Source organism: Streptomyces sp. NPDC007917 (assembly GCF_042959105.1).
Classification (GTDB): domain Bacteria; phylum Actinomycetota; class Actinomycetes; order Streptomycetales; family Streptomycetaceae; genus Streptomyces.
Map to the genome: position 1 here is coordinate 411,727 of NZ_JBIBKK010000003.1, position 22,752 is coordinate 434,478.

Annotated in this window: 24 protein-coding genes; 17 read left to right on the plus strand and 7 right to left on the minus strand. The window is 73.4% G+C overall.

What is annotated here, in order from left to right:
• Nucleotide 1: 1 nt before the first annotated feature.
• Nucleotides 2–760, minus strand: a complete 759-nt coding sequence (locus tag ACFZDL_RS07725) for a response regulator transcription factor (RefSeq protein ID WP_353596503.1) — start codon at nucleotides 758–760, stop codon at nucleotides 2–4.
• 248 nt (nucleotides 761–1,008) lie between these two features.
• On the opposite strand from ACFZDL_RS07725, the gene ACFZDL_RS07730 reads away from it, so the two are divergent.
• A complete protein-coding gene (locus ACFZDL_RS07730; protein WP_353596502.1) occupies nucleotides 1,009–1,590 on the plus strand; it encodes a hypothetical protein in 582 nt (193 codons plus the stop codon).
• A gap of 10 nt (nucleotides 1,591–1,600) precedes the next feature.
• Here ACFZDL_RS07730 and ACFZDL_RS07735 read toward each other — a convergent pair whose 3' ends face one another.
• The 6 genes from ACFZDL_RS07735 to ACFZDL_RS07760 all read right to left on the minus strand — a co-directional run bounded on the left by ACFZDL_RS07735 (nucleotide 1,601) and on the right by ACFZDL_RS07760 (nucleotide 7,254).
• The gene (locus tag ACFZDL_RS07735; RefSeq protein ID WP_353596501.1) at nucleotides 1,601–2,269 is read right to left on the minus strand and encodes a CBS domain-containing protein; all 669 of its coding nucleotides are present in this window, start codon (nucleotides 2,267–2,269) and stop codon (nucleotides 1,601–1,603) included.
• Between the two features lie 80 nt (nucleotides 2,270–2,349).
• A complete protein-coding gene (locus ACFZDL_RS07740; protein WP_353596500.1) occupies nucleotides 2,350–3,039 on the minus strand; it encodes a pyridoxamine 5'-phosphate oxidase family protein in 690 nt (229 codons plus the stop codon).
• 6 nt (nucleotides 3,040–3,045) lie between these two features.
• Nucleotides 3,046–4,128, minus strand: a complete 1,083-nt coding sequence (locus tag ACFZDL_RS07745; protein WP_353596499.1) for a zinc-dependent alcohol dehydrogenase family protein — start codon at nucleotides 4,126–4,128, stop codon at nucleotides 3,046–3,048.
• 96 nt (nucleotides 4,129–4,224) lie between these two features.
• Complete coding sequence (locus ACFZDL_RS07750; protein WP_353596498.1) at nucleotides 4,225–5,151, minus strand: universal stress protein; 927 nt, start codon at nucleotides 5,149–5,151, stop codon at nucleotides 4,225–4,227.
• Between the two features lie 19 nt (nucleotides 5,152–5,170).
• A complete protein-coding gene (locus ACFZDL_RS07755; RefSeq protein ID WP_353596497.1) occupies nucleotides 5,171–5,830 on the minus strand; it encodes a CBS domain-containing protein in 660 nt (219 codons plus the stop codon).
• Between the two features lie 152 nt (nucleotides 5,831–5,982).
• The gene (locus ACFZDL_RS07760) at nucleotides 5,983–7,254 is read right to left on the minus strand and encodes an FAD-binding protein (protein ID WP_353596496.1); all 1,272 of its coding nucleotides are present in this window, start codon (nucleotides 7,252–7,254) and stop codon (nucleotides 5,983–5,985) included.
• A 206-nt stretch (nucleotides 7,255–7,460) separates the two neighbouring features.
• Here ACFZDL_RS07760 and ACFZDL_RS07765 point away from each other — a divergent pair, with 206 nt between their 5' ends.
• From ACFZDL_RS07765 to ACFZDL_RS07840, 16 genes are all read left to right on the plus strand, one after another.
• Nucleotides 7,461–8,288: an MIP/aquaporin family protein gene (locus ACFZDL_RS07765; RefSeq protein ID WP_353596495.1), complete on the plus strand. Its 828-nt coding sequence runs from the start codon at nucleotides 7,461–7,463 to the stop codon at nucleotides 8,286–8,288.
• A gap of 22 nt (nucleotides 8,289–8,310) precedes the next feature.
• Complete coding sequence (gene glpK, locus ACFZDL_RS07770) at nucleotides 8,311–9,828, plus strand: glycerol kinase GlpK (RefSeq protein ID WP_353596494.1); 1,518 nt, start codon at nucleotides 8,311–8,313, stop codon at nucleotides 9,826–9,828.
• Between the two features lie 128 nt (nucleotides 9,829–9,956).
• The gene (locus ACFZDL_RS07775) at nucleotides 9,957–10,505 is read left to right on the plus strand and encodes a hypothetical protein (protein WP_353596493.1); all 549 of its coding nucleotides are present in this window, start codon (nucleotides 9,957–9,959) and stop codon (nucleotides 10,503–10,505) included.
• 6 nt (nucleotides 10,506–10,511) lie between these two features.
• The gene (locus tag ACFZDL_RS07780) at nucleotides 10,512–11,555 is read left to right on the plus strand and encodes an SRPBCC family protein (protein WP_353596492.1); all 1,044 of its coding nucleotides are present in this window, start codon (nucleotides 10,512–10,514) and stop codon (nucleotides 11,553–11,555) included.
• Nucleotides 11,556–11,585: 30 nt separating this feature from the next.
• Nucleotides 11,586–12,038, plus strand: a complete 453-nt coding sequence (gene gvpJ / locus ACFZDL_RS07785; RefSeq protein ID WP_353596491.1) for a gas vesicle protein GvpJ — start codon at nucleotides 11,586–11,588, stop codon at nucleotides 12,036–12,038.
• Complete coding sequence (locus tag ACFZDL_RS07790) at nucleotides 12,035–12,847, plus strand: GvpL/GvpF family gas vesicle protein (RefSeq protein WP_353596490.1); 813 nt, start codon at nucleotides 12,035–12,037, stop codon at nucleotides 12,845–12,847. Before gvpJ ends, ACFZDL_RS07790 begins: the two co-directional genes overlap by 4 nt.
• Nucleotides 12,848–12,849: 2 nt before the next feature.
• Entirely contained in the window at nucleotides 12,850–13,101 is a 252-nt protein-coding gene (locus tag ACFZDL_RS07795) for a gas vesicle protein GvpG (RefSeq protein ID WP_353596489.1), read from the plus strand.
• 3 nt (nucleotides 13,102–13,104) lie between these two features.
• The gene (locus ACFZDL_RS07800) at nucleotides 13,105–13,545 is read left to right on the plus strand and encodes a gas vesicle protein (protein WP_353596488.1); all 441 of its coding nucleotides are present in this window, start codon (nucleotides 13,105–13,107) and stop codon (nucleotides 13,543–13,545) included.
• Nucleotides 13,545–13,979, plus strand: coding sequence for a gas vesicle protein (locus ACFZDL_RS07805; protein WP_353596487.1), 435 nt, complete (start codon nucleotides 13,545–13,547; stop codon nucleotides 13,977–13,979). The genes ACFZDL_RS07800 and ACFZDL_RS07805 overlap by 1 nt, the downstream gene beginning before the upstream one ends.
• A complete protein-coding gene (locus ACFZDL_RS07810) occupies nucleotides 13,976–14,773 on the plus strand; it encodes a GvpL/GvpF family gas vesicle protein (RefSeq protein WP_353596486.1) in 798 nt (265 codons plus the stop codon). Before ACFZDL_RS07805 ends, ACFZDL_RS07810 begins: the two co-directional genes overlap by 4 nt.
• Nucleotides 14,770–14,961 (plus strand): gas vesicle protein, encoded by a 192-nt coding sequence (locus ACFZDL_RS07815; protein ID WP_353596485.1) that lies wholly within the window; start codon nucleotides 14,770–14,772, stop codon nucleotides 14,959–14,961. Before ACFZDL_RS07810 ends, ACFZDL_RS07815 begins: the two co-directional genes overlap by 4 nt.
• Nucleotides 14,939–15,283 (plus strand): gas vesicle protein K, encoded by a 345-nt coding sequence (locus tag ACFZDL_RS07820; protein WP_353596484.1) that lies wholly within the window; start codon nucleotides 14,939–14,941, stop codon nucleotides 15,281–15,283. Before ACFZDL_RS07815 ends, ACFZDL_RS07820 begins: the two co-directional genes overlap by 23 nt.
• Before the next feature lie 67 nt (nucleotides 15,284–15,350).
• A complete protein-coding gene (locus ACFZDL_RS07825; RefSeq protein WP_353596483.1) occupies nucleotides 15,351–19,760 on the plus strand; it encodes a trypsin-like peptidase domain-containing protein in 4,410 nt (1,469 codons plus the stop codon).
• A 54-nt stretch (nucleotides 19,761–19,814) separates the two neighbouring features.
• Entirely contained in the window at nucleotides 19,815–20,414 is a 600-nt protein-coding gene (locus tag ACFZDL_RS07830; protein ID WP_353596482.1) for an XRE family transcriptional regulator, read from the plus strand.
• 66 nt (nucleotides 20,415–20,480) lie between these two features.
• A complete protein-coding gene (locus ACFZDL_RS07835) occupies nucleotides 20,481–20,999 on the plus strand; it encodes a GNAT family N-acetyltransferase (protein WP_353596481.1) in 519 nt (172 codons plus the stop codon).
• A gap of 146 nt (nucleotides 21,000–21,145) precedes the next feature.
• Entirely contained in the window at nucleotides 21,146–22,720 is a 1,575-nt protein-coding gene (locus ACFZDL_RS07840) for an alkaline phosphatase D family protein (RefSeq protein WP_353596480.1), read from the plus strand.
• The last annotated feature ends 32 nt before the right edge of the window (nucleotides 22,721–22,752 follow it).

Genomic DNA, 22,752 nt, shown 5'->3' on the forward strand with positions numbered 1-22,752 from the left:
GTCAGCGGGCGGAGTCGGGCCGGGCGGAGTGGGGCCGGGCGGAGTGGCTGCCGGGGTGGCCCGGTTCCGCATGGGTGGCGATCACCGCCGCCTGGACGCGGCGTTCGACGCCGAGCTTCGACAGCAGGCGGGAGATGTGGTTCTTCACCGTCTTCTCGGACAGATAGAGCCGCTTGCCGATCTGCCGGTTCGTCATCCCCTCACCGATCAGGGCCAGGATCTCCCGCTCCCGGGTGGACAGCCCGGCCAGCGACCCGTCCCGCGGCCGCGGCTCGGCGCCCTCCCCGCGCAGGGTGCTCATCAGCCGGGTGGTGGTGGCCGGGTCGAGCATCGACTGGCCGGACGCGACGGTGCGTACGGCGGAGACCAGGTCGGAGCCCTTGATCTGCTTGAGGACGTATCCCGCGGCCCCCGCCATGATCGCGTCCAGCAGGGCATCGTCGTCGTCGAACGAGGTCAGCATCAGACAGGCCAGCCGGGGCATTCCGGAGCGCAGTTCGCGGCAGACGGTGACCCCGTTCCCGTCCGGCAGCCGTACGTCCAGGATCGCGACGTCGGGCCGCAGCGCGGGCCCCCGGGCGAGCGCCTGGGCGACGGTTCCCGCGTCGCCGACCACCTCGATGTCCGGCTCGGCGTCGAGGAGGTCGTGCAGCCCGCGCCGTACGACCTCGTGGTCGTCCAGCAAGAACACCCTAATGGGGCTGCTGGGGCTGATCGGGGTGCCCGGGGTCGGCGGGGGGTGGTGTGGTGAGTCCGTCATGGCGGCCTTCCGTTCGCACGGCTGTCGTGGCCCGGCCCCCTCAGACCGATCATGGCGCGCCCCGGGTGGCCACGCCAGGGCCGAACGGGCCCCGCGATGGGGCGGCGGGGCCGATGGTCCCGCCGCCGGGTCTGCCCGGCCCTCGCCCCCGCGGCCCGAGCGTGGGAGGGTCGAGACAGGGAGCCCTCGCGCTGCCGCGCGGGTTTCCGCCGAGCAGTACGCGACTGCACGCGACAGGGGGTGCGGCGATGAGCGCGAAGGCGCGGGGGCGGCTGTGCTGGAGGTGGCGGCGCAACCCGCTCAAGCGGCGTTCGGACGTCGTGGAGGCCTGGGTCGCGCTGGTGGCCGGGCTGGTGATGGTGGTCGGCGGCACGGCGGCCGGGGTGGCCACCTCCGCCGCAGTGGAGGCGCCGCTGCTGGCGCAGCGGGCCGAGCGGCACCCCGTTCCGGCGCGGCTGTTGGAGGACGCCCCCGTGGGGGCGCCGGGCGCCGACGGCGGCAGGGCCGACCGCGTCCCCGCCACCGTGCGTTGGAAGGCGCCCGACGGCACCGTCCACACCGGCACCGCCCAGGTACGCGAGGGGGGCGCGGCGGGGACGTCGACCGTGGTGTGGATCGACGGGCGCGGCCGACTGGTCCACGCGCCGCTCACCCCGCAGGAGGCCGAGAGCCGGGCGGCCCTGACCGGCGTCACGGCGGCCACCGGCGTGTGCCTGGTGACCCTGGCGGGCCGGCGCGTCGTACGGTGGCGGCTGGACCGCAGCCGCGCGGCGCAGTGGGAGCGGGCCTGGGCCGAGGTCGAGCCGCGCTGGAGCAGCCGCGGCGGCTGAGCCGCGCGGGTCACGACGGCCGGGCGACGTGGTGGACGGCGCTCAGCTGGTTGTCGAAGTCCACCACGCCCTCGACCGAGCGGATCAGCCGCTCCGCCGCCGGGATCAGGGCGGCGTCCCTGACCTGGCCGGCGAGGGTGACCACGCCCTCCCGCACGTTCACCCGCACCGGCTGCCCCGTCGAGGCCGGGAAGAGATACGACACGACCTCGCGCCGCACCTCCTCCTCGATGTCCTCGTCCGCGCGCAGAAACACCTTCAGCAGATCGGCACGGCTGACGATGCCCTCGAGCCGGCCCTCGTCATCGACCACGGGAAGCCGTTTGACGCGCCTGTGGGTCATGATCCGGGCGGTCTCGGCCAGGGTCGCGTTCGCATGCACCGTGATGGCGGGAGAGGTCATCAGCTCCTCGGCGGTCACCGCGCCCGCCTTCACGATGTCGGGCAGGTCGCGCAGTTGGCCGAGCCGGGTCGGGTCGCTGTCCCGGAACTCCTCCTTGGGCAGCAGATCGGCCTCCGAGACCACGCCGATCACCCGCCCCTCGCCCTCCAGGACCGGCAGGGCGCTCACCTTCCACTGCTCCAGCGTCTTCACGATCTCCTTGAACGGGGCCTCGCGGCCGACGGCGACGACGGTATGGGTCATCACATCACTCACGATGTGCGAGGTCCGATGCACCGGGACCTCCTTCCTTGCCTCAGCGGCGGGCTCCGCCCGGGCGGCGGGCGGCGGCCGCGCCGCGGCGTCCTGACCCGCGCTCAGCGCACGTGGATCCGGCGCCCCGTGACGCCGGCGGGGTCGAAGCCAAGCCACAGGTCGCGGCTGCCGCCCGGCCAGGGCCTGTGGTGCTGCTCCCGGCCGGCCAGGCGCCGCACCGCCTCCGGCTCGGTGAGCTGCCGGGCCCGCCCGACGACGAGCACGCTCCAGCCCTCGCTGAGCGTCTCGTCGACGTGGTCCACCTCGAACGCGACCTCGGACCCCGCGGCGGCGGCCGGGGAGGCGTCGGGGGCGGTGCGGAGGACCACCGCGTCGCCGACGACGCTGTAGTCCACCGGGACGACGGCGGGTCCCCACGAGGTGGACACCGAGATCCTGCCCACCCCGGAGGCGGAGAGCAGGTCGTGGCACTCCTCGGGGCCCAGCTCCACCAGGTGCGGGTGGCCGGCCTCCCGGACGGGGCCGGGCGCCTTGGCCGCGCCGCCACGGCCCCCCAACTCGTCGGCGGTGGTGTCCAGGGCCGCGGCCAGCCGCAGGAGGAAGCCCGCGCCGGGGGCGGCGGGAGTCTCCTCCAGATGCTTCAGATACCCCGGCGCCGTGCCCGCCCGCGCGGCCACGTCCTCCCGGCTCAGCCCCAGCCGCTCACGGCGCCGGGCCACGCGCCGTCCGATGTCACCGCCGCCGGTGGCCGGCCGGGCGATGGCCGGGTCCGGCCGTGCTGGTTCGGCCATGGCCGATCACTTCTCTCCGTTCGTCTCCCGGGGCACCAGCGGCCTGGTGGGCACCCCGAGCGCGATCTTGAGCGCACCGGTGTCGGCCGCCTGCGAGAAGACGTCGTACGCCTCCTCCATCTGGTCGAGCTCGAAGGTGTGGGTGATGAGCGACGCCGCCGCGGGCAGCCGCCCGGTGGTCAGCATGGACAGCAGCGTGGGCGTGGTGCGGGTGTCGACGAGACCGGTGGTGATCGTCAGATTCCGCATCCACAGGTCCTCCAGATGCAGTGTCACGGGCCGTCCGTGCACGCCGATGTTGGCGATCCGCCCGCCGGGGCGCACCATGCGCGTACACGCCTCGAAGCTCGCGGGGGTGCCCACCGCCTCGATGACCACATCGGCGCCGAGGCCTCCGGTGAGGTCGTCGACCAGCGGCTCGGGCCCCTCCGTGGTCTGCACCACCGCGTCGGCGCCCAGCCGTTTGGCCGCCTCCAGCCGGGCGGGCAGCAGGTCGACGGCGATGATCCGGGCGGGGGAGAAGAGCTCCGCGGTGGCGATCGCGGCGAGCCCGACGGGCCCGGTGCCGACGACCGCGACCGTGTCCCCGGGCCGCACCCCCGCGTTCACCACCCCCACCTCGTAGGCGGTGGGGAAGACATCGGCCAGCAGCACGGCTTCGAGGGTGTCGGCCGCGCCGGTCAGCGGGTGCAGCGACAGGTCGGCGAAGGGCACCCTGACGTACTCGGCCTGCGTGCCGTCGATCAGGCGCCCCAGGACCCAGCCCCCGCCGCCGTGGCACTGACCGTATGCCTGCTCCCGGCAGAACCGGCAGCGGCCGCACGGCGAGACGCAGGAGACCAGCACCCGGTCCCCGGGGCGTACGGTGCGCACGTCCTCGCCGGTTTCGACGACCTCGCCGACGGCCTCGTGGCCGAGGACGGTACCGGGCCGCACGTCGGGCACATCGCCCTTGAGGATGTGCAGATCGGTGCCGCAGATGGTGGTGGTGTCGACACGGACGATCGCGTCGGCGGTCTCCTGGAGGCCGGGGTCCGGAACGTCCTCCCAGGAGGAGCGCCCCGGTCCGTGGAAGACGAGTGCTTTCATGACCGCTTCCCCTCGGATATGTCCCCTAAATCTTGATATACCCAATTGTCCCCAGCGGGCACGTACCGTGCACGGGCTCTCCCGCCCCGGTCGCTCTCACTCCCGCCGGTCGATCGGGACGAGCACCACCGGACAGTGGGAGTGGTGCAGCACCGCGTGGGTGACCGGGCCGAGCTGCATGCCCAGCGGGGCCGTACGGCGGTGGACCGGGAGGACCACGACGTCCGCCGCGCGCGAGGCCTCCACCAGGGCGGGCGCCGGGGCGCCGTGGGGCGTGTGCTCCCGCACCCCCACCTGCCCGAACTCCTCGGCCAGCGCCGCGACCACCTGGTGCGCGCCCGCCCGCTCCCGCTCGGCCCGCGCCGCCGGATCCTCCCGCGAGGGCAGCGGGTGGTCGCCCCCGAGCAGTGGCGGGCGGGCCCCCGCGTACAGCACGCGCAGCCGTGCGCGGCGGCGCACCGCCTCCTCGAACGCGTACCGCGCCGCCGCCTCGTCCGCGCTCGACTCGACCCCGACCAGCACCTTGCCATGGCCCTCGGGGCCGTACGCGGCCGGGATGTCGCCCCGCACCACCAGCAGCGGGCGCGCGGTGTGCGCGGCCAGCCGCAGCCCCACCGAGCCCAGCAGCAGCCCGGTGAAGCCCCCCAGGCCGCGGGTGCCGATGACGGTCAGCGCCGCGTCCTGGCCGATGCGCAGCAGCTCCGGCACCGCGTCCTGCGCCGTGAGGGTGGGCACCACCCGCAGGTCCGGGGCCTTCTCGGCGGCCCGCGCCACCGCCAGCCGCAGCACCGTCCGGGCGATCTCCACCGGCGTCCGGTGCGCCTCGGTGCCCACGCCGAAGACGGCCGGGTCGGTCTGCGCCCACGGCCAGGCGTGCACGATCTCCAGCGTCGTCCCGCGGCGCTGCGCCTCGCCGACCGCCCGGTCCAGCGCGACCCACCCGCTGTCGGAGCCGTCCAGGCCCACCACGACCCGGCCGTCGGGCGGCGGGGTGCCGGAGGGCTCGGTGCCCGAACGCGTCATGGGCGACGACCTCCCGTCCTCACCCCGGCCCGGCCTTGGACGGCGGTGCCGGCCCGCGCCGCAGCCACCGGTCCGGTTCTTGGGCCGGCCCCGGCGCCGCGTCGTCGACGCGGTAGGTGAGGCGGTCGACGACGGCCACCACCCCGTCCACCTGGCCGGCCATCCGCACCGCGATGGGGACCTCGCTGTGCCGCTCCAGCTGCCCCTCCAGCCGCACCACCCCGTCGGTCACCGTGACGTCGACCGTGTGGGGCAGCAGCCACAGGGAGCGGACCAGCACCTCGTCGATCACCTCGGCGCGGATCTCATGGTCCGGGCGGAGGAAGACCCGCAGCAGGTCGCGCCGGGTGACGATGCCGACCAGCCGGTCCTCCTCGTCGATCACCGGCAGCCGCTCCACGCCGTGCCGCGCCATGGTCCGCGCGGCGTCGACCACGCTGTCCTGCGGGCGCACGGTGACCGCGGGCCGCGACATCAGCTGTCCGGCGGTGCGGGCGCCGGCCCCGGCCCGCAGATCGGCCCCCGAGACCACGCCGACGACCTTCTCGTCCTCGTCCACCACGGGCAGCCCGCCGATGCGATGCCGTGCGAGCAGCTCCATGACCTCGTGGGGCGAGGCACCGGAGCCGATCCGGACGACGTCGTCGGTCATCACATTGCCGATCTTGCGGTGCTTCATCGCGGGCTCCTTCTCCGCCCCCTACGACCAGCCTCCCGCGGCCGGACCCCGGGCCACATGGGCTGCCCGGGGACCGGATGAGGGACCTTCGGCCCAGCTGATCCCGACCGGGGTGCGGCGCCTCCCAGCGGTGACAGGGGAGAACCGAGCCCTCACAAAAGAGGGAACAGCCGGTCCAGGTACGGGTTGCGGAACTTGCCCGCCGGGTCGTACTCCCGCAGCAAGCGTCCGAAGTCCGCGGCCCGTTCATAGCCCGCCACCACGTCCCCGGGCGCGGCCGCGGTCAGCTTGCCCCAGTGCGGGCGCGCCCCCAGCGGCAGCAGCTCCTCCTCCATCGCGGCGACGACCTCGAGCACCGCGGCGCGGTCGGGCGCCCAGGTGAAGTGGAGGGCGACGCTGTCACGGCCGTACGCCGGGCTCAGCCACAGGTCGTCGGCGGCGATCGTGCGGACCTCGGACACCAGCAGCACCGGCGCGATCCGGCCGCCCAGCCGGCGCAGCGCCGCGAAGGCCTCGGGCGCAGCGCCGCGCGGCAGGATGAGCTCCGACTGCAGCTCCTCGCCGCTGCTGGGCGTGAAGTCCGGCCGGAAGTGCGGCAGCCGCTCGTGCCACGGCCCGGGCACGCCCGCCTGCCGCGTGCAGTGCGAGGGCGGCATGCCGGGCACCGGGTGGCGCGGGCCGTCGGCCGGGCGGGCGCCCAGCCAGGGCTGCCCCGGCCGGGGCGGGCCTGGCCGGTCGGCGCGGCACTTGAGCCACACCACCCCGTCCCCGGAGTGCCAGTCGGTGAACACGCTCACGCTGTACGCGGCGCCGGACACCTCGTCGAACCTGTCGGCCAGCCGGTCCAGGGGCAGCCCGTCGTAGACCCACTGGGCCACGTCGTAGGCCGGCTCGATGTCCAACGTGACGCCGGTGACGACGCCGAGACCGCCCAGCGAGACCACCGCCCCGGCCAGCCGGTCCGCATCGGCCTCACGGCTCAGCCGCGTCAGGTCGCCCTCCGGGCCGACGATCTCCAGCCCCGCCACCGACGCCGCGAGGCTCCGCTGTGTGTTGCCGGAGCCGTGGGTGCCGGTCGCGCAGGCCCCCGCGACGGTGATGTGCGGCAGCGAGGCGAGGTTGGCCAGCGCGTAACCGGCCGACTGCAGGGCCTCGGCGACCTGCGCGTACCGCATACCCGCACCGACGGTCACCCGCGAGCCGTCGGGGTCGATCTCCACCCGGTGCGGCAGCCGGTCGAGGCGGACCAGATCGCCGCTGGTGTCGGCTATGCGGTTGAAGGAGTGGCCGGTGCCGAGCGCGCGGACGCGTTCGGCGGAGCCGACGATCCGTCGCAGCTCGGCGACCGAGGCCGGGTGGTGCACCCGTGCCGCGCCGAAGGTGATGTTGCCGGCCCAGTTCGTCGGGGCTCCGGTTGTCGGCATCCGCGTTCCTGATCCTGTCTCACGAGAATGTTCTGCTCTGGCGAAAGCGATCGGCCGCCGAGGCGGCCAGGACCGTAGTACAGGGCCGCCCACCTCCCCGTACAGCCCCGAGCGCCGTGACGTTGCCCCGATCGGCCCACCTGCGCGAGCCGACGGGACCCGGCCCCTCCACGATGGTCGTCAAAGCGCCGGAGACAGGTGGCCCCATGAGCGAGCAGAAACCAGCCGTCCACAGGACGGGGCTGCTCGGCGAGCTGTCCGCGGAGTTCGTCGGCACCATGGTCCTCATCCTCTTCGGCTGCGGCGTGGTGGCCCAGGTCGTCGCCGCGGGGCTCGGCGACCACGACAGCATCGCCTGGGCCTGGGGGCTCGGCGTCACCTTCGGGGTGTACGTCGCGGCCCGGCTCAGCGGCGGCCACCTCAACCCCGCCGTCACCCTCTCCCTGGCGGTCTTCAAGGGCTTCCCGTGGAGCAAGGTCCTGCCGTACGCGATCGCGCAGACCGCCGGCGCGTTCGTCGCGGCTCTGCTGGTGCGCTGGAACTACACCGAGGTGCTGGCCAAGGTCGATCCGGGCCACACCCTCAAGACCCAGTTCGTCTTCTCCACCCTCCCCGGCAACGGTGTGCTTCCGGTGAGCGAATGGGGCGCGCTGCGCGACCAGGTGATCGGCACCGCGATCCTGCTGCTGCTGGTCCTCGCGGTCACCGATCTGCAGAACACGCCCCCGGGCGCCAACCTCGCCGCCGTCGTCATCGGGCTCATCGTGGTCGCCATCGGTATGGCCTGGGGCACCGACGCCGGCTACGCCATCAACCCGGCCCGTGACTTCGGTCCCCGCCTCGCCAGCTTCCTCACCGGCTATGACACCGCCTGGCGGGATCAGTACGGAAACCTCTACTTCTGGGTGCCCATCGTCGGTCCACTCGTGGGCGGCCTGGTCGGCGCGGCCCTCTACCGGATCCTGGTCAGCCCCTTCCTCCCGGTGCTCGGGCCCGGGCCGCAGGAGGTGGGGCAGACCCCCTCCGAGACCTGAGACCGAACGAGAGGCGGGCAGGATGCCGGACTTCATCGGGGCGGTGGACCAGGGGACCACCAGCACCCGTTTCATGATCTTCGACCACGACGGCGGGGAAGTGGCGAAGTACCAGCTGGAACACCGCCAGATCCTGCCGCGCTCCGGATGGGTCGAACACGACCCGGTGGAGATCTGGGAGCGCACCAACTCGGTGATGCAGAACGCGTTCCGGGCCAGCGAACTGGCGCCCGCCGACCTGGCCGCGATCGGCATCACCAACCAGCGGGAGACCACCGTCGTCTGGGATCCGCGCAGCGGGACGCCGTACTACAACGCCATCGTCTGGCAGGACACCCGCACGGACACCATCGCCGCGGCCCTGGAACGCGACGGCCGCGGTGAGGTCATCCGCCGCAAGGCCGGCCTGCCTCCGGCCACCTACTTCTCGGGCGCGAAGATCCAGTGGATCCTGGAGAACGTCGACGGCGTCCGCGAGGCCGCCGAGCGCGGCCACGCCCTCTTCGGGAACACCGACAGCTGGGTGCTGTGGAACCTGACCGGGGGCCCCGGCGGCGGTGTCCACGCCACCGATGTGACCAACGCCAGCCGCACCATGCTGATGAACCTGGAGACCCTGGACTGGGACGACGAGCTGCTGGGGATCTTCGGGGTGCCGCGGGCGATGCTGCCGACGATCAACCCCTCGGCCCACCCCGAGGCGTTCGGCCACACCCGCACCACCCGCCCGCTGCGCACCGCCATCCCCGTCACCGGTGTGCTCGGCGACCAGCAGGCGGCCACCGTGGGTCAGGTCTGCTTCGCGCCGGGCGAGGCGAAGAACACCTATGGCACCGGCAACTTCCTGCTGCTCAACACGGGCACGGAACTGGTCCGTTCGCGCAGTGGGCTGCTCACCACCGTGGCGTACCGGTTCGGCGACGGCCCCACCGTCTACGCCCTGGAGGGCTCCATCGCGGTGACCGGCTCGGCCGTGCAGTGGCTGCGCGACCAGCTGAAGATCATCGAGGATGCGGCGGGGAGCGAGCGGCTGGCCCTCACGGTCGAGGACAGCGGCGGGATCTACTTCGTCCCGGCCTTCTCCGGACTGTTCGCCCCGTACTGGCGCTCCGACGCGCGCGGCGCGATCGTCGGCCTCTCGCGCTACCACACCGGCGGTCACCTGGCGCGGGCCACGCTGGAGGCCATCTGCTACCAGAGCCGGGACGTGGTGGAGGCCATGGACCGGGACTCCGGCGTCCACCTCGATGTGCTCAAGGTGGACGGCGGGGTCACCGCGAACGACCTGTGCATGCAGATCCAGGCCGATGTGCTCGGCGTCCCGGTCAGCCGCCCCCGGATCGCCGAGACCACCGCGCTCGGCGCCGCCTACGCCGCGGGCCTGGCCGTCGGGTTCTGGCGCGACACCGACGAACTGCGCTCCCACTGGCAGGAGTCCAGGCGGTGGGAGCCGCAGTGGAGCCGGGGGCGGCGCGAGGAGGGCTACGCGGGGTGGAAACGGGCCGTCGAACGCACGCTTGACTGGGTGAAGGTTCACTGACGGGCCTTGCGTTTGCCTCCCCCCGCCGGGCGGGGGTTACCTGGAAGTATCAAGCTATAGGGGATATGCGCCATACTTGGTGGTATGTCCATATAGTGCGCTCACCCGACAAGGGGAGGTAAGAGCGGATGACGAACAACGGCCAGGTGGCGCTCGCCTTCACCAGCGGATATCTCTTCGGGCGCGGCCACAGGATGCGGTCGGCGCTCGCCCTCGCGGGCCTGACCGCCGGCAGGCGGCTGGTGACGGGTCGGGGGGCGGTGGGCCCGGAGCGGCTGATGTCCTCCGAGCTCGGCAAGCTGAGCCACGAGGTGCGCGGCCAGCTGCTGGCGGCCGGGCGATCGGCGGCCATGTCGGCGGCCAGCCACCGCATCGACGCGCTGAGTGACCGGCTGGAGCAGCGGGCCACGGCGCTGCGCTCGGGCTCGGACGGCCACAAGGGGAACGAGGGCCGCGAGGAGAACAAGGACAGCAAGGAAGCCGACGAGGGCAAGGAGGGCAAGGAGGCCGGGGAGTCGAAGGCGCGTGACGAGGGGCGCGGGAGCGAGCGGGGGTCCGGCCGTGAGGAGCACGCCCGCGGTGAGCGGGAGACCAGGCACAAGAGGACGGCCGACCGTCCGGACCGGGCCGGGAAGAAGGCCGGCGCCGGAGGGTCCGAGCGGCGCGACCGAGGGTGAGGAACCATGGCGGAGCAATCAGACGGCGACCGGCGTGAGGGCGGGCTCGGCACGCTGACCAAGGAACTGCCCACCGATCGGCTGATACAGGAGACGCAGAACCTGATCACCGCGCTGGGCGAGCGCGCCCTGAGCACGGTCAGCCACCTCGGCGACGGTGGTGGCGGCGGCGGGCTCAAGCTGCCGATGAAGCCGATGCTCAAGGCGGGTGCGAAGCGGTTCGCGAAGAAGATGAAGGACAAGGTCAAGGACGCCATCCCCGGGCTCGGCGGGGGAGGTGGCGGAGGCAAGGGCAAGAAGCTCAAGGTCACCAATATCGTCGAGCAGATCGACGTGGGTGTCCCCGTCTCGGTCGCCTACAACCAGTGGACGCAGTTCGAGGACTTCCCCAGCTTCATGAAGAAGGTGGAGAACGTCGACCAGACGAGCGACACGGAAGCCGACTGGAAGGCCCAGATCTTCCTCTCGCACCGCGAGTGGCACGCCGAGATCATCGACCAGGTGCCCGACCAGCACATCGTATGGCGGTCCCGGGCCGCGAAGGGCCACGTGGACGGCGCGATCTCCTTCCACGAGTTGGCCCCCCGCCTCACCCGGATCGTAGTCGTCCTGCAGTACCACCCCCAGGGCTTCTTCGAGCACACCGGCAACCTCTGGCGCGCCCCGGGTCGGCGCGCGCGCCTGGAGCTGAAGCACTTCCGCCGCCATGTCATGTCCGACGTGCTGCTGCACCCCGACGAGGTGCAGGGCTGGCGCGGCGAGATCCACGACGGCGAGGTCGCCCAGAAGGAGGACGAGGGCGAAGGCAAGCGCGAGGAGCCCGAGGAGGAGGCCGAGGAGGAGCCCGAGGAGGAGAAGAAGGCCGAGGGCGAAGGCAAGCGCGAAGAGTCCAAGGACGAGTACGACGAAGAGGACGAGGCCGAGGACGAGTACGACGAGGAGGAGGGCGGCTCCCGGCGTGCGGAGGGCGAAGACGAATACGACGAGGAGGAGGACGAGTACGAGGAGGAAGGCGAGGAGGAGGAGCCCCGGCAGCGTTCACGCCGCTGACGGACCCCCGCCCCGGAACGGGAGAGCGTGGTGACCGTAGCAAGCCAGCAGGGCCATTATCTGGACCGGCCGTCGTCCAGCGGTCTCGCCGACGTCGTCGGGGTGATCCTGGACAAGGGACTGGTCATCGACGTCTACGTCCGGGTGTCGCTGGTCGGCATCGAACTGCTGACGGTGGACGCCCGCGTCGTCGTCGCCAGCGTCGACACCTATCTGAAGTTCGCCGAGGCGACCAGCCGGCTCGACATCGCCCGCAGCGGAACCGAGACCCGCGGCATTCCGGGGCTGATGGAGGAGATGCGCGAGGGCGGTGCGCGCCAGAAGACCAAGGGCGCGCTGGAAGGCGTCAAGGAGAAGGTCAGCGACCTCCTCCAGCCCGCGGACGACGACGAGGAAGAGAGAGCGGAGGCGCGTCGGCGCGACGCCGAGGACAGGCCCCGGCGCAGGAAGAGCCAGTCGAGTGACAGGGAGCGCGAGCGGTGACGGCCGAGGACGGACACGCCTGCTACGTCTACGGGGTGGTCCCGGACGAGAAGGGCGCACAGGGCGAACGCGCCGGTCAGGCGGTCAAGGACCTGCCGGCCGTCGGCACGGCCGGCAGCGAGGGGGTCCCGATCACCTTCATCAGGCACGGCGGGCTGGCCGCGGTGGTCAGCGAGGTGGCCACGAGCAAGCCGCTCGGCACCCCCGACGACCTGCGCGCCCACGCCGGGGTGCTGGACACGCTGGCCGCCACGGGCATGCCCGTACTGCCGTTGCGGTTCGGCACGGTGGTGCGGGACCCGCGGGCGGTGACCGACGAACTGCTGACCGAGGGCCACGACGACTTCGGCTGGGCCCTCGACCGGCTCCGGGGCAGCGCGCAGTTCACCCTCAGGGCGCGCTACGTCCAGGACGAGGTGTTGCGCGAGGTGCTGGAGGAACACGTCGAGGCCAGGCGGCTGCGCGAGGAGCTGGAAGGGCTGCCGGAGGCCGCCGGGTACGACCTGCGCATCCAGCTGGGACAGCTGGTCGTGGAGGCCGTCGAGGTCAAGCGGGAGGCGGACGCCCGGGAGATCGAGCACCGGCTGGCGCCGCTCGCGCTCGCGGTGGCGACCTCGGAGCCGGCGTCCTCGGAAGGGGTGGTGAACGCCGCCTTCCTGGTCGAGGACAAGAGGCGCGAGGCGTTCGAGCAGGCCGCGGAGGAGTTGGCCAGGCAGTGGCACGGCCGGGTCCAGCTGCGGCTGCTGGGGCCACTGGCCCCGTACGACTTCGTGGCCGACGCGCTGCGCCAAGGCGACGAAGGCGGCTAGCCATGGGCCTGATCACCGGGCTGCTGACCCTCCCGCTCGCACCGGTGCGCGGTGTGGCGTGGATTGCCGAGCAACTGCGGCAGGAGGCGCTGCGGGAGCTGTACGACCCCACGGTGATCCACCAGCGCCTGGAGGAGGTCGCGGAGGCCCGCGAGTCCGGTGAGCTGTCCGACGAGGAGGCGGCGGAGCTGGAGAGCGAACTGGTCGACCGGCTGATGCAGGGTGCGCAGTCGGCCGGGGGCCTGGAGGTATGAGCCGTGTCCCGTGCGGAACGGGACGGGCGCGACCGCCGCGAGGACGAGCGGGACCGCGGCGATGACCGCGAGCCGGACCGCCGCGAGGACCGCGAGCGGGACCGCCGCGACGACCGCGAGCCGGACCGCCGCGACGACGAGCCGGACCGCCACGAGGACCGCGGGCGGGGACGGCCGCGGCGGCGGCCCATGGACGCCCGCGGGGCCGCGGTGAGCGCCGTGCGTCAGGTGTGGGAGCTGACCGGGGAGGAGCCCGAGGGCGTGGTCTCGCTGGAGCGCGGCGAGGAGGGCTGGACCGTCGGCGTCGAGGTGGTGGAGACCCACCGGGTGCCCGACACCGCGGACATCCTCGCCCTCTACCGGGTCACGGTGGACGACCGCGGCGACCTCGTCTCCTACCGCCGCGGCAAGCGCTACTCCCGCGGCGGGGCGGAGGAGGGCTGATGAGCGAGAACTTCGGCCCGGATCGCGGGTTCGTGCCGAGTCGGCGCACGGGCGCCTCCCGCGAGCCGGCCCGCCACGAACCGGCCAACCTGGCCGACATCCTCGAGCGCGTGCTCGACAAGGGGATCGTCATCGCGGGGGACATCCGGATCAATCTGCTGGACATCGAACTGCTCACGATCAAGATCCGGCTGCTCGTGGCCTCCGTCGACCGGGCCCGTGAGATGGGCATCGACTGGTGGGAGCACGACCCCACGCTCTCCTCCGGCGCCCGGGACGTCCTGCAGGAGAACGAACAGCTGCGGCGGCGGATCGGCGAGTTGGAGAGCGGCCGCAGCGCGCGCCGGGAGGAACGCGAAGAGCGGGAGGAAAGCGAAGAGCGGCAGGAACCCGAAGAGCGGCGGGAAGGCGGCGAGGGGGAGGAGCAGGGGTGACCGGGACCGAGGCCACATGGCTGTACGCGGTGACTTCCGCCGACCTGGCCGACGCCGGTGTGCCCGCGGGCCTCACGGGTGTGGCGGGCGAGCCGGTGCGCCTGGTCGTGGGCGGGGGACTGGCGGCCGTGGTCGGTTCCGTACCGCTGAGCGACTTCGACGAGCGTGCGCTGCGCGAACACCTGGAGGACCTGCGCTGGCTGGAGCGCGCGGCCCGCGCCCACCACCAGGTCATCGACACCGCCGCCGGCCGGCGCCACGTCGTCCCGCTGCGCTTCGCGACGCTCTACCACGACGACGACCGGGTCCGCGCCATGCTGGAGGAACGGCGGGAGGACTTCGCGACCGCGCTGCGGCGGGTGGCCGGGCGGACCGAATGGGGTGTGAAGGCCTATGTCGATCCGCGGGCCTTCCTCCCGGACCCCGCCGAGGACGCGGCCGACGGCGGCCACCGGCCCGGCGCCGCCTACCTCGCGCGCCGCCGCACCCAGCGGCAGGAGCAGGAGACGGCCCATCTGCGCGCCACCGAGCGGGCGGAGGAGGTGCACGCGACCCTGGCCGGCCTCGCGGTCGCGACCGCCGAACACCCGCCGCAGGACGCGGCACTCGCCGCCTACGAGGGGTGGATGGTCCTCAACAACTCCTATCTGGTGCCGGATGACCGCACCGACGAGTTCACCGCCGCCGTGACCGCGCTCGGGAAGCGCTTCCCCGAGGTCGGCCTCGAGCTCAGCGGCCCATGGCCGCCGTACTCGTTCACGGCCCTGCCGCGAGCGGAGGCGGAGGAGCCGTGACGCGCGCGGTCGAACGGCGCGAGGTGGCCCTGGTGGACCTGCTCGACCGGGTGCTGGCGGGAGGGGTCGTGATCAGCGGAGAGATCACCCTGTGCATCGCCGACATCGATCTCGTGCGCATCTCCCTCAGGGCACTGATCGCTTCCGTACGAGTGGAAGCCGAAGATGACCACCGACCACACCCCTGACGACCGGCGCCCCGATCACCGCTTCCACGACGACCGCCGTCCGGCCGACCCGCGGCGCATCACCGTGGACCCCGAGTCGGTGCGGCGCAGCCTGGCCGGTCTGGTGCTGACCATCGTGGAGCTGCTGCGCCAGCTGATGGAGCGCCAAGCGCTGCGCCGGGTCGACCAGGGTGACCTCAGCGACGAGCAGATCGAGGAACTGGGGCTGACCCTGATGGCCCTGGAGGAGAACATGGCCGAGCTGCGCGAGCACTTCGGCCTGACCGAGGACGATCTGAACATCGACCTCGGCCCACTGGGCCCGCTGCTTCCCCGCGACTAGCGCGGCAACGCGCCACCGGGGGCCGTGTTTTGGCCCGGCCGCCGCCCGGGTGATTACCATGCTCCGCATGGCAGGGGGAGCCGAGGTCGAGGCCGGGCGGGTCGCCGAGGTCATCGTCGCGCTGGGGGAGGACCGGGGGCGCCGGGGATCGGGCTATCTGATCGCGGCCGGCACGGTGCTCACCGCCGCGCACGTCGTCGACGACGCGCTCACGGTCGCCGTGCGGTTCGACGCCGACCGGCCCGAGGAGCGCACCTTCGAGGCGTCGGTGGCGTGGCGGCACGACGGCATCCACGTCGCCGTCCTCACCCTCGCCGGGCCGGGCCTGGAGGAGGTGTCCGCCACCCCGCTGGGCCGGGTCGGCGAGCACGACGCCGAGGTGCGGTGCAGCGCCGCCGGGTTTCCGCTGCACAAGCTGCGTGCCGGCGATGCCCGGTACCGCGATGTGGCGCATGTGTTCGCCGTCTGCCCGGCGTTCTCCAACCGCCGTGAGGGCACGCTCGAGCTCAAGGTCGACGTCCCGCCGGCCGACGTCGGCCCCGGGCGGTCCCCCTGGGAGGGCATGTCGGGCGCGGCGGTGTTCAGCGGTGGCCGGCTCGTCGGAGTGGTCGCGGAACACCACACGTTCGAGGGGCCGGGGCGGCTGGCCGCGAGCCATGTGGGCCGTTGGGCCGAGGTGCTGGAGAAGGAGCTGAAGGGGGCCGAACTCGACCGGCTGGAGTCGCTGCTCGGCCACCGCCTGCGCCCCGCCGACCTGCCGGACGTGGTGGAGCACTCGGGCCCGCCGCGGCCCGCGCCGGACGAGGACGCGCGGCGGCCCGCGCGGGGCATCCGCACCCATGCGCAGGAGCTGGCGCGCGGCGCGAACAAGAAGAAGTTCCTGACGGAGGATCGGCTGCCCTTCGTCCACCCGCGGGAAGGGCGGCACCCGGCCGATCCGGTCAACCTGTGGTCCCGGCTCGCGGCGCCGTCGCCGGAGCCCGCGCGCGGGGTGATCCTGATCGGCCCGGCCGGTGCCGGCAAGACCCGTACCTGCTTCGAGGTGGCGGCCCTGGCCGACCGGACGGACGGCTGGCGGGTGCTGCACATCGCGGCGGACGCCCGGGTCACGGCCGCGGACCTGGTCGCCGCGGTGAGCATGCCGCCCCGGCAGAACGTGCTGCTGGTCTTCGACTACCTGGACACCTACGCGGAGCTGAACCTCACCCACCTCGTCGACGAGTTGGAGGAGCGCGAGTCGCCCGGCACGCGGGTGGCGTGCATCGCCTCCGTACGTCCCGGCAGGCGGAGCATCGTCGAGCGGCAGGACCGGCGCCGGCTCTTCGAGTGGCAGGACATGTGCGAGGACGACGACTACCAACGGGCCGTCACCGACCGGATCCTGGCCCGTGTCGCCCCGAGCGCGGTGGCCGAGTTCGGCCAGGCGGCGGTCGCCGCGCTGTGCGGTCGGCGCCGCCCGACCGTCGCCCTGATGCGGGCCCAGGCGATCGAGTCGGGCGCGCGCGACGGCGCGACGCTGCGGGAACTGTCCACGGTGGGCAGCGACGACCTGTCGTTCTGGGCGCGGCAGCGCACGGACGAGGACTTCCCCGGCTCGCGCGGCACAGCCGGGCCCGGCCGTGCCGACCCGGGAGCGCCCAGGACCGCGCTGCTGGCCGCGGCCGTCGCGGCGGTGGCGTGCGCACAGGACCGGGCGTCGGTCCAGGAGGCCGTCAGATACTTCCTCGACCACCACGAGGGCCCGAAGCCGGCCACCGGGGCCGAGGGCGTGGTCGGCGGCCTGGTCCGGCTCGGATGGCTGCTGTCCTCCGACGGTGAACTCGACGTCGTGCACGACACCGTGGCCGACGAGTTCCTGCACAAGGCGTGCTTTCCGGACGGGCCGTGGTTCCAGGGCGACACGGCCAGGGAGCTGTTCTCCGCCGCCCTTGTCAGCACGCGCACCCTGCGCCTCGCGGCGGGCCATGTGCGCCGGTGGGCCGCCGACCTGGACGCGGAGGCGCAGACCGGCGTCCGGCTGGTGTGCGAGGACTGGCTCGACTCCCACGCCTCCGCCCTCGGCGAGCGGCTGAGCGTACCGGCGGAGCGGGAGACGGGCGGTACGGCGCTGCTGACCCTGCTCGCCGGGGCGCCCTGGCAGTCCGGCGCCGTGGCGGCGTGGGACCGGCTGGTGGAGCCCTGGCTGCGGGCGGCCGGGCAGGACTCCCCGTCCCTGGTCCGGAGCCTGTTCGCCAACGCCCTCAGGAACACCTCCGACACCGTCCCCGAGCGCCTTGCCGCCGCCGCCCTGGACTGGCTGAGGCGCCACCGCGACCAGGCCGAGGCCCGCGGTGTCGTCGAGGCGCTGGCCCGGGCTGCCGGGCTGCCGGACGAGCAGCGGGCCGCCGCCGTCCACGAGGCGGTCGAGTGGCTGGCGATCCACGGCGTGGGTCCGCGCAACCGGCCGGTCTTCGCGGCCCTGCTCGACCGGGACGACCTCACGGCCGACGTCATGGGGCGCGTCCTGGACCTCGGACTGACCGGAATCCGCCGCTACCTCCCCGCCACGGCGACCGTCCATCTGCTGCGGACGGTGCTCTACCGCACCGACCTGACCCGCGCCCGGCTCGACAGCGCCGTGCGGCTCGGCCATCTGTGGCTCACCTCCCACAAGGGCAAGCCCGACGCCTCGTTCGTCCTGCGGCCCCTGCTCACCCGCCCGGAAGCCGACGCGCCGTGGCACGCCGGCACGATCAGACACGCGCTGGAGTGGCTGAGGGTCCAGGACACTTCCCGGGAGGCCAGTTTCGTCGTCGGCCATGTGCTCGCCCACCCCCGTCTCGCGGCCCAGGACGCCCCGCGCGCGGTGGGCCACGCGGCGCGCTGGCTGGTGGCCCACGGGACCAGCGCCGACGCGTCGTTCGTGCTCCGACCGCTGCTGTCCCGGGACGACCCGGAGCGGATCTGGACGGCCGAGGCGACGGCCGCCGCGGTGATGTGGCTGGAGCACCACGCCACGCGGGAGGACGCCGCCTATGTGCTGCGGCCCCTGCTCGACCACCCGGCCCTGCCACCCGAGCTGACCCGCCCCGTCGTCGAGCGGACCCTCGCCTGGCTCGCGGTCCACCACCGGGCCGAGGCCGCCCGTTCGGTGCTGCCCGGCCTGCTCGCGCTGCCCGGTCCGCACGGTCCGGACGCCTGTGCCGCGGCGCTCGGCTGGCTCGAGGTCCACCACACCACCCTGGAAGCCTGTTACGTCCTCGACCCGGTGCTCGACCATCCCGCGCTCGACGGGCGGCCTGCCGAGGACGCCACCGGGTACGCGCTGGCCTGGCTTCACGGACACGGCACCCATGACGCCGCGTCGTTCGTGTTCCGCCGTCTGCTCGCGCGTGACGATCTGTCCGACGCCGCCGCGGCCGCCGCCGTGGGCTCCGCCCTGACCTGGCTCGAACCCCGCCACACCGACGTCGAGGCGCGGTTCGTGCTCGGCGCCGTCCTCAGACATCCGGACCACGACACACATCCCGGCCAGGACACACACCCCGGCCAGGACACACACCCCGGCCAGGGCAGGGCCATCACCTTCGCCCTCGCCTGGCTGCGGGCCCACGGCACGGCCGACCACGCGGTGTACGTCCTCGGACGGCTGCTCGGCCATCTCGACGGACGCCCCGCCGCCTCGGCCACCGGCCCCCACCCCGAGTGGGCGGACCAGGCCGTCCGCCACGCCTTCCGCTGGCTGGAGCTCCACCACACCGGCAGACAGGCCGGATTGGTGGTGTGGCCGCTGCTCGCGCAGCCGGGGCTCGACCCGCGGCAGCGCGCCCGCGCCGCGGAACTCGCCCTGCGGCGGCTCGCCGACCACCCCTCGGAGCTCGGCTCGCAGCGGGTCCGGCAGCTGTGCCGGCTCGGCGAGGTGCCCCCCGACCTCGGCGCCCGCATCGCCGACCAGGCGCTGGCGCTGATGGATTCGCGGCGCGGCGTCCGCGAACTGCTGCCGTCCGTCCTGCGGCGCCAGGACATCCGCCCCGACCAGGTGGCGCGGCTCGCCGACCGCGCACTGGAACACCTGGCCGACAGCCCGGCCTGGAGCAAATGGGGGCAGACGGTGCGCGTCCTGCTGTCCCGGGCCGATCTGGACGCCGAGCGGAAGGAGCGGGCCGCCGAGCGGGCGCTGGAGTGGCTGAGGGCCAACCCGGCCGCCACGTTCGCCGGCCTGATCCTGGAGCAGCTGCTGAAGAACGGCCCTCTCGAGGCGGCCGGCGGTGACGTGGTCGCGATGGCGCTCGACTGGCTCGGCGCGCACGCCACGCACACCTTCGCGGGGAACTTCCTGGCGGAGCTGGTGCGCCGGCCCGATCTGACACCCGAACAGTACGACGAATGCGCCGCGCACGCCCTGCGGTGGCTCGGCACGGCCGAGCGCACCGACAGCCGCGTCCCGCCCCTCATGGAGGCGCTGCTCCACCGGCCGGAGGCCACCGACGGCGCGTGAGGAGGGACACAGGGCCCTTCCCGCGTCTCTCATATCTGGGATAGATTCCCGCTCATGAGAGAGGTGACATCGGCGGCCGAGGGGGCGCCGCCCGACCCCGAGCCCCTGGAGGCCCGGCTCGCGGCTCGCCTCGCCGAGCTGCGGGTGGAGCGCGGCTGGTCGCTGGACGAGCTGGCGCGGCGCACGGGCGTCAGCCGCTCCACCCTGTCCCGGCTGGAGCGGGCGGAGATCAGCCCCACCGCGGCGCTGCTGGGCAAGCTGTGCGCGGCGTACGAGCGGACCATGTCCCGGCTGCTCGCCGAGGTGGAGCAGGAGCCGCCCCGGCTGGTCAGGGCCGAGCGGCAGCCGGTGTGGCGGGACGAGAAGTCGGGCTTCACCCGGCGGTCGGTGTCCCCGCCCCACCCCGGGCTGCGCGGCGAGCTCGTCGAGGCGGTTCTGCGGCCGGGCGCCGACATCGCGTACGACGCCCCGCCCGTGCCGGGCCTGGAGCAGCACATCTGGGTGCTGGAAGGGGCCCTCGACGTGACCGTGGGCGGCGCGGCGCACGAGCTGCGGGCGGGGGACTGTCTGCGCTTCCGGCTGTGGGACAGGTCGCGGTTTCGCTGCCCCGGGCCCGATCCGGTGCGCTACGCCGTGGTGGTGGTCCCGCCGTGAGCGTGCGCCCCCGCCCGCCGCGCCCCCGTCCGCCCCCTGCCCAGGGCCGAGCGAAGGAAGCACGTCTTGCACACCATCACCCGCCTGTCCGCCGACGCGTTCCACGACAGTGTCAAAGGCCTGGCCGACCTCCTGGTCGACGCCGTCCGCGGCGGCTACTCCCTCGGCTTCCTGGACTCCTTCGACCAGGACGCGGCGGTCGACTGGTGGCGCGCCCGGCAGCCCGCGGTGGCCGACGGCAGCCTCGCCGTCTGGGCCGCCGACGGCCCCGACGGCATCTGCGGCACCGTCAGCCTGGCCCTGGAGCGCAAGCCCAACGGCCGCCACCGCGCCGAGGTCGTCAAGCTCATCGTGCACCGCGAGGCCCGCGGCCTGGGCCTGGGCCGCGCGCTCCTCGCCACCGCGGAACAGGCCGCGGCCGGGGCCGGGGCCACCCTCCTGATGCTGGACACCGAGACCGGCAGCGTCGCGGACCACCTCTACGCCGCCGCCGGCTGGACCCGGTACGGCATCGTCCCCGGGTACGCCGCCGATCCGGCGGGCTCCCTCCAGGACTGCAGCTTCTACTACAAACAGCTGGCCTGACAGGTCCGTTGCGCCCACTGAACGCTTATTAGCCATGGACGCGTCATCATCCGGACGGTCCTCGTTCAAGGTCCGTCCCAGGTCTGCCTGAAAACGTCTCGTCCGGTTCACAATGATCCATTGCTCGACGGACGAGAGGGAACGCCATGCCTGGACAGGCCACCGACGCACAGCCATCCGACAGACGCCCTTCCGACAGACGCCGATTCCTCGCCGCCGGCGCCGCGGCCGTCGGCGCGGCAGCCGTGGGTCAGTTGGCCCTCGCGGGCACCGCGCGCGCCGCGGACCCCGCGCTCCCCAGCGGGGTCTTCACCCTCGGTGTGGCCTCGGGTGACCCGCTGCCCGACGGGGTGGTGCTGTGGACCCGGCTCGCCCCCGACCCGCTGAACGGCGGCGGCATGCCAGACCGGGCCGTCGACGTCGCCTGGCAGGTGGCCGAGGACCCGCGCTTTGGGCGCATCGTCAGGCAGGGCACCGCACAGGCCGTGCCCGCCCTCGGCCACAGCGTCCATGTGGACGTACGGGGCTTGCGGCCGCACCGCGAGTACTGGTACCGCTTCCGCGCCGCGGACCAGATATCCCCGGCCGGCCGCACCCGCACCGCCCCCTCGCCGCACGCCGCCACCCCGCTGCGCCTGGCCCTGGCCTCCTGCCAGAACTGGCAGCACGGCTACTTCACGCCGTACGCCGACATGGCCGAACAGGACCCGGACGCGGTGCTGTTCATCGGCGACTACATCTACGAGAGCACTCCCTCCGCCACCGCCGTACGCCGTCACGAGGGCAAGGGTGAGCCGTACTCGCTCGGCCAGTACCGCAACCGCTACGCGCAGTACCACACCGACCCCGACCTCGCCCGGATGCACGCCCAGGCGCCCTGGATCGTCACCTTCGACGACCACGAGGTGGACAACGACTGGGCGGGCGAGATCCCGCAGGACCCGGACAAGCAGTCGCACGACGCGTTCGTCGCCCGGCTGACCGCCGCCTACCAGGCGTACTACGAGCACATGCCGGTGCGGGCCACCGCGGTGCCGAACGGCCCGCACATCAAGATGTACCGCAGCCTCGACTTCGGCCGCCTGGCCCGGCTGCAGGTCCTGGACACCCGGCAGTACCGCAGCGACCAGGCCACCACACAGGAGGGCGCGCAGAGCCCGCTGCTGACGATGCTCGGCGCCGAGCAGAAGCAGTGGATGCTGGACGGGCTGCGCCGCTCGCCCGCCCGCTGGAACCTGATCGGCTCACAGATCATGATGGCCGAGACGGATCGGCTCGCGGGCCCCGGCAAGCTCTGGTTCTACGACGCCTGGGACGGCTACCAGGCGGAACGCAATGAGCTGATGGCCGAGTTCGCCCACGTCCGCAACCCGGTGGTGCTCTCCGGGGACCGTCATCTGACGATGATCAGCGACCTCAAGCGGGACTTCGCCGACCCCGCCTCGCCGGTGGTGGGGGCCGAGTTCGTGGGCACGTCCATCTCCTCGAACGGGGACCAGGACCAAGCCGCCTTCCACGCCGAGTTCGACCCGCTGGTGCCCGACAACCCGCACTGGAAGCTGCTCGACGCCCACCGGGGATACCACCTCTTCGACATCGACAGCGGCGGCATCGACGCCCAGGTACGGATCGTGGACACCGTGGTCAAGACTCAGTCGGCGGCGCGGACCCTGGCGCGGCTGCGGGTGGAGAACGGACGGCCAGGGGTCGAGCCGGCCTGAGCCCCGCCTCTCGCGGATCTCGCCACCGCCGC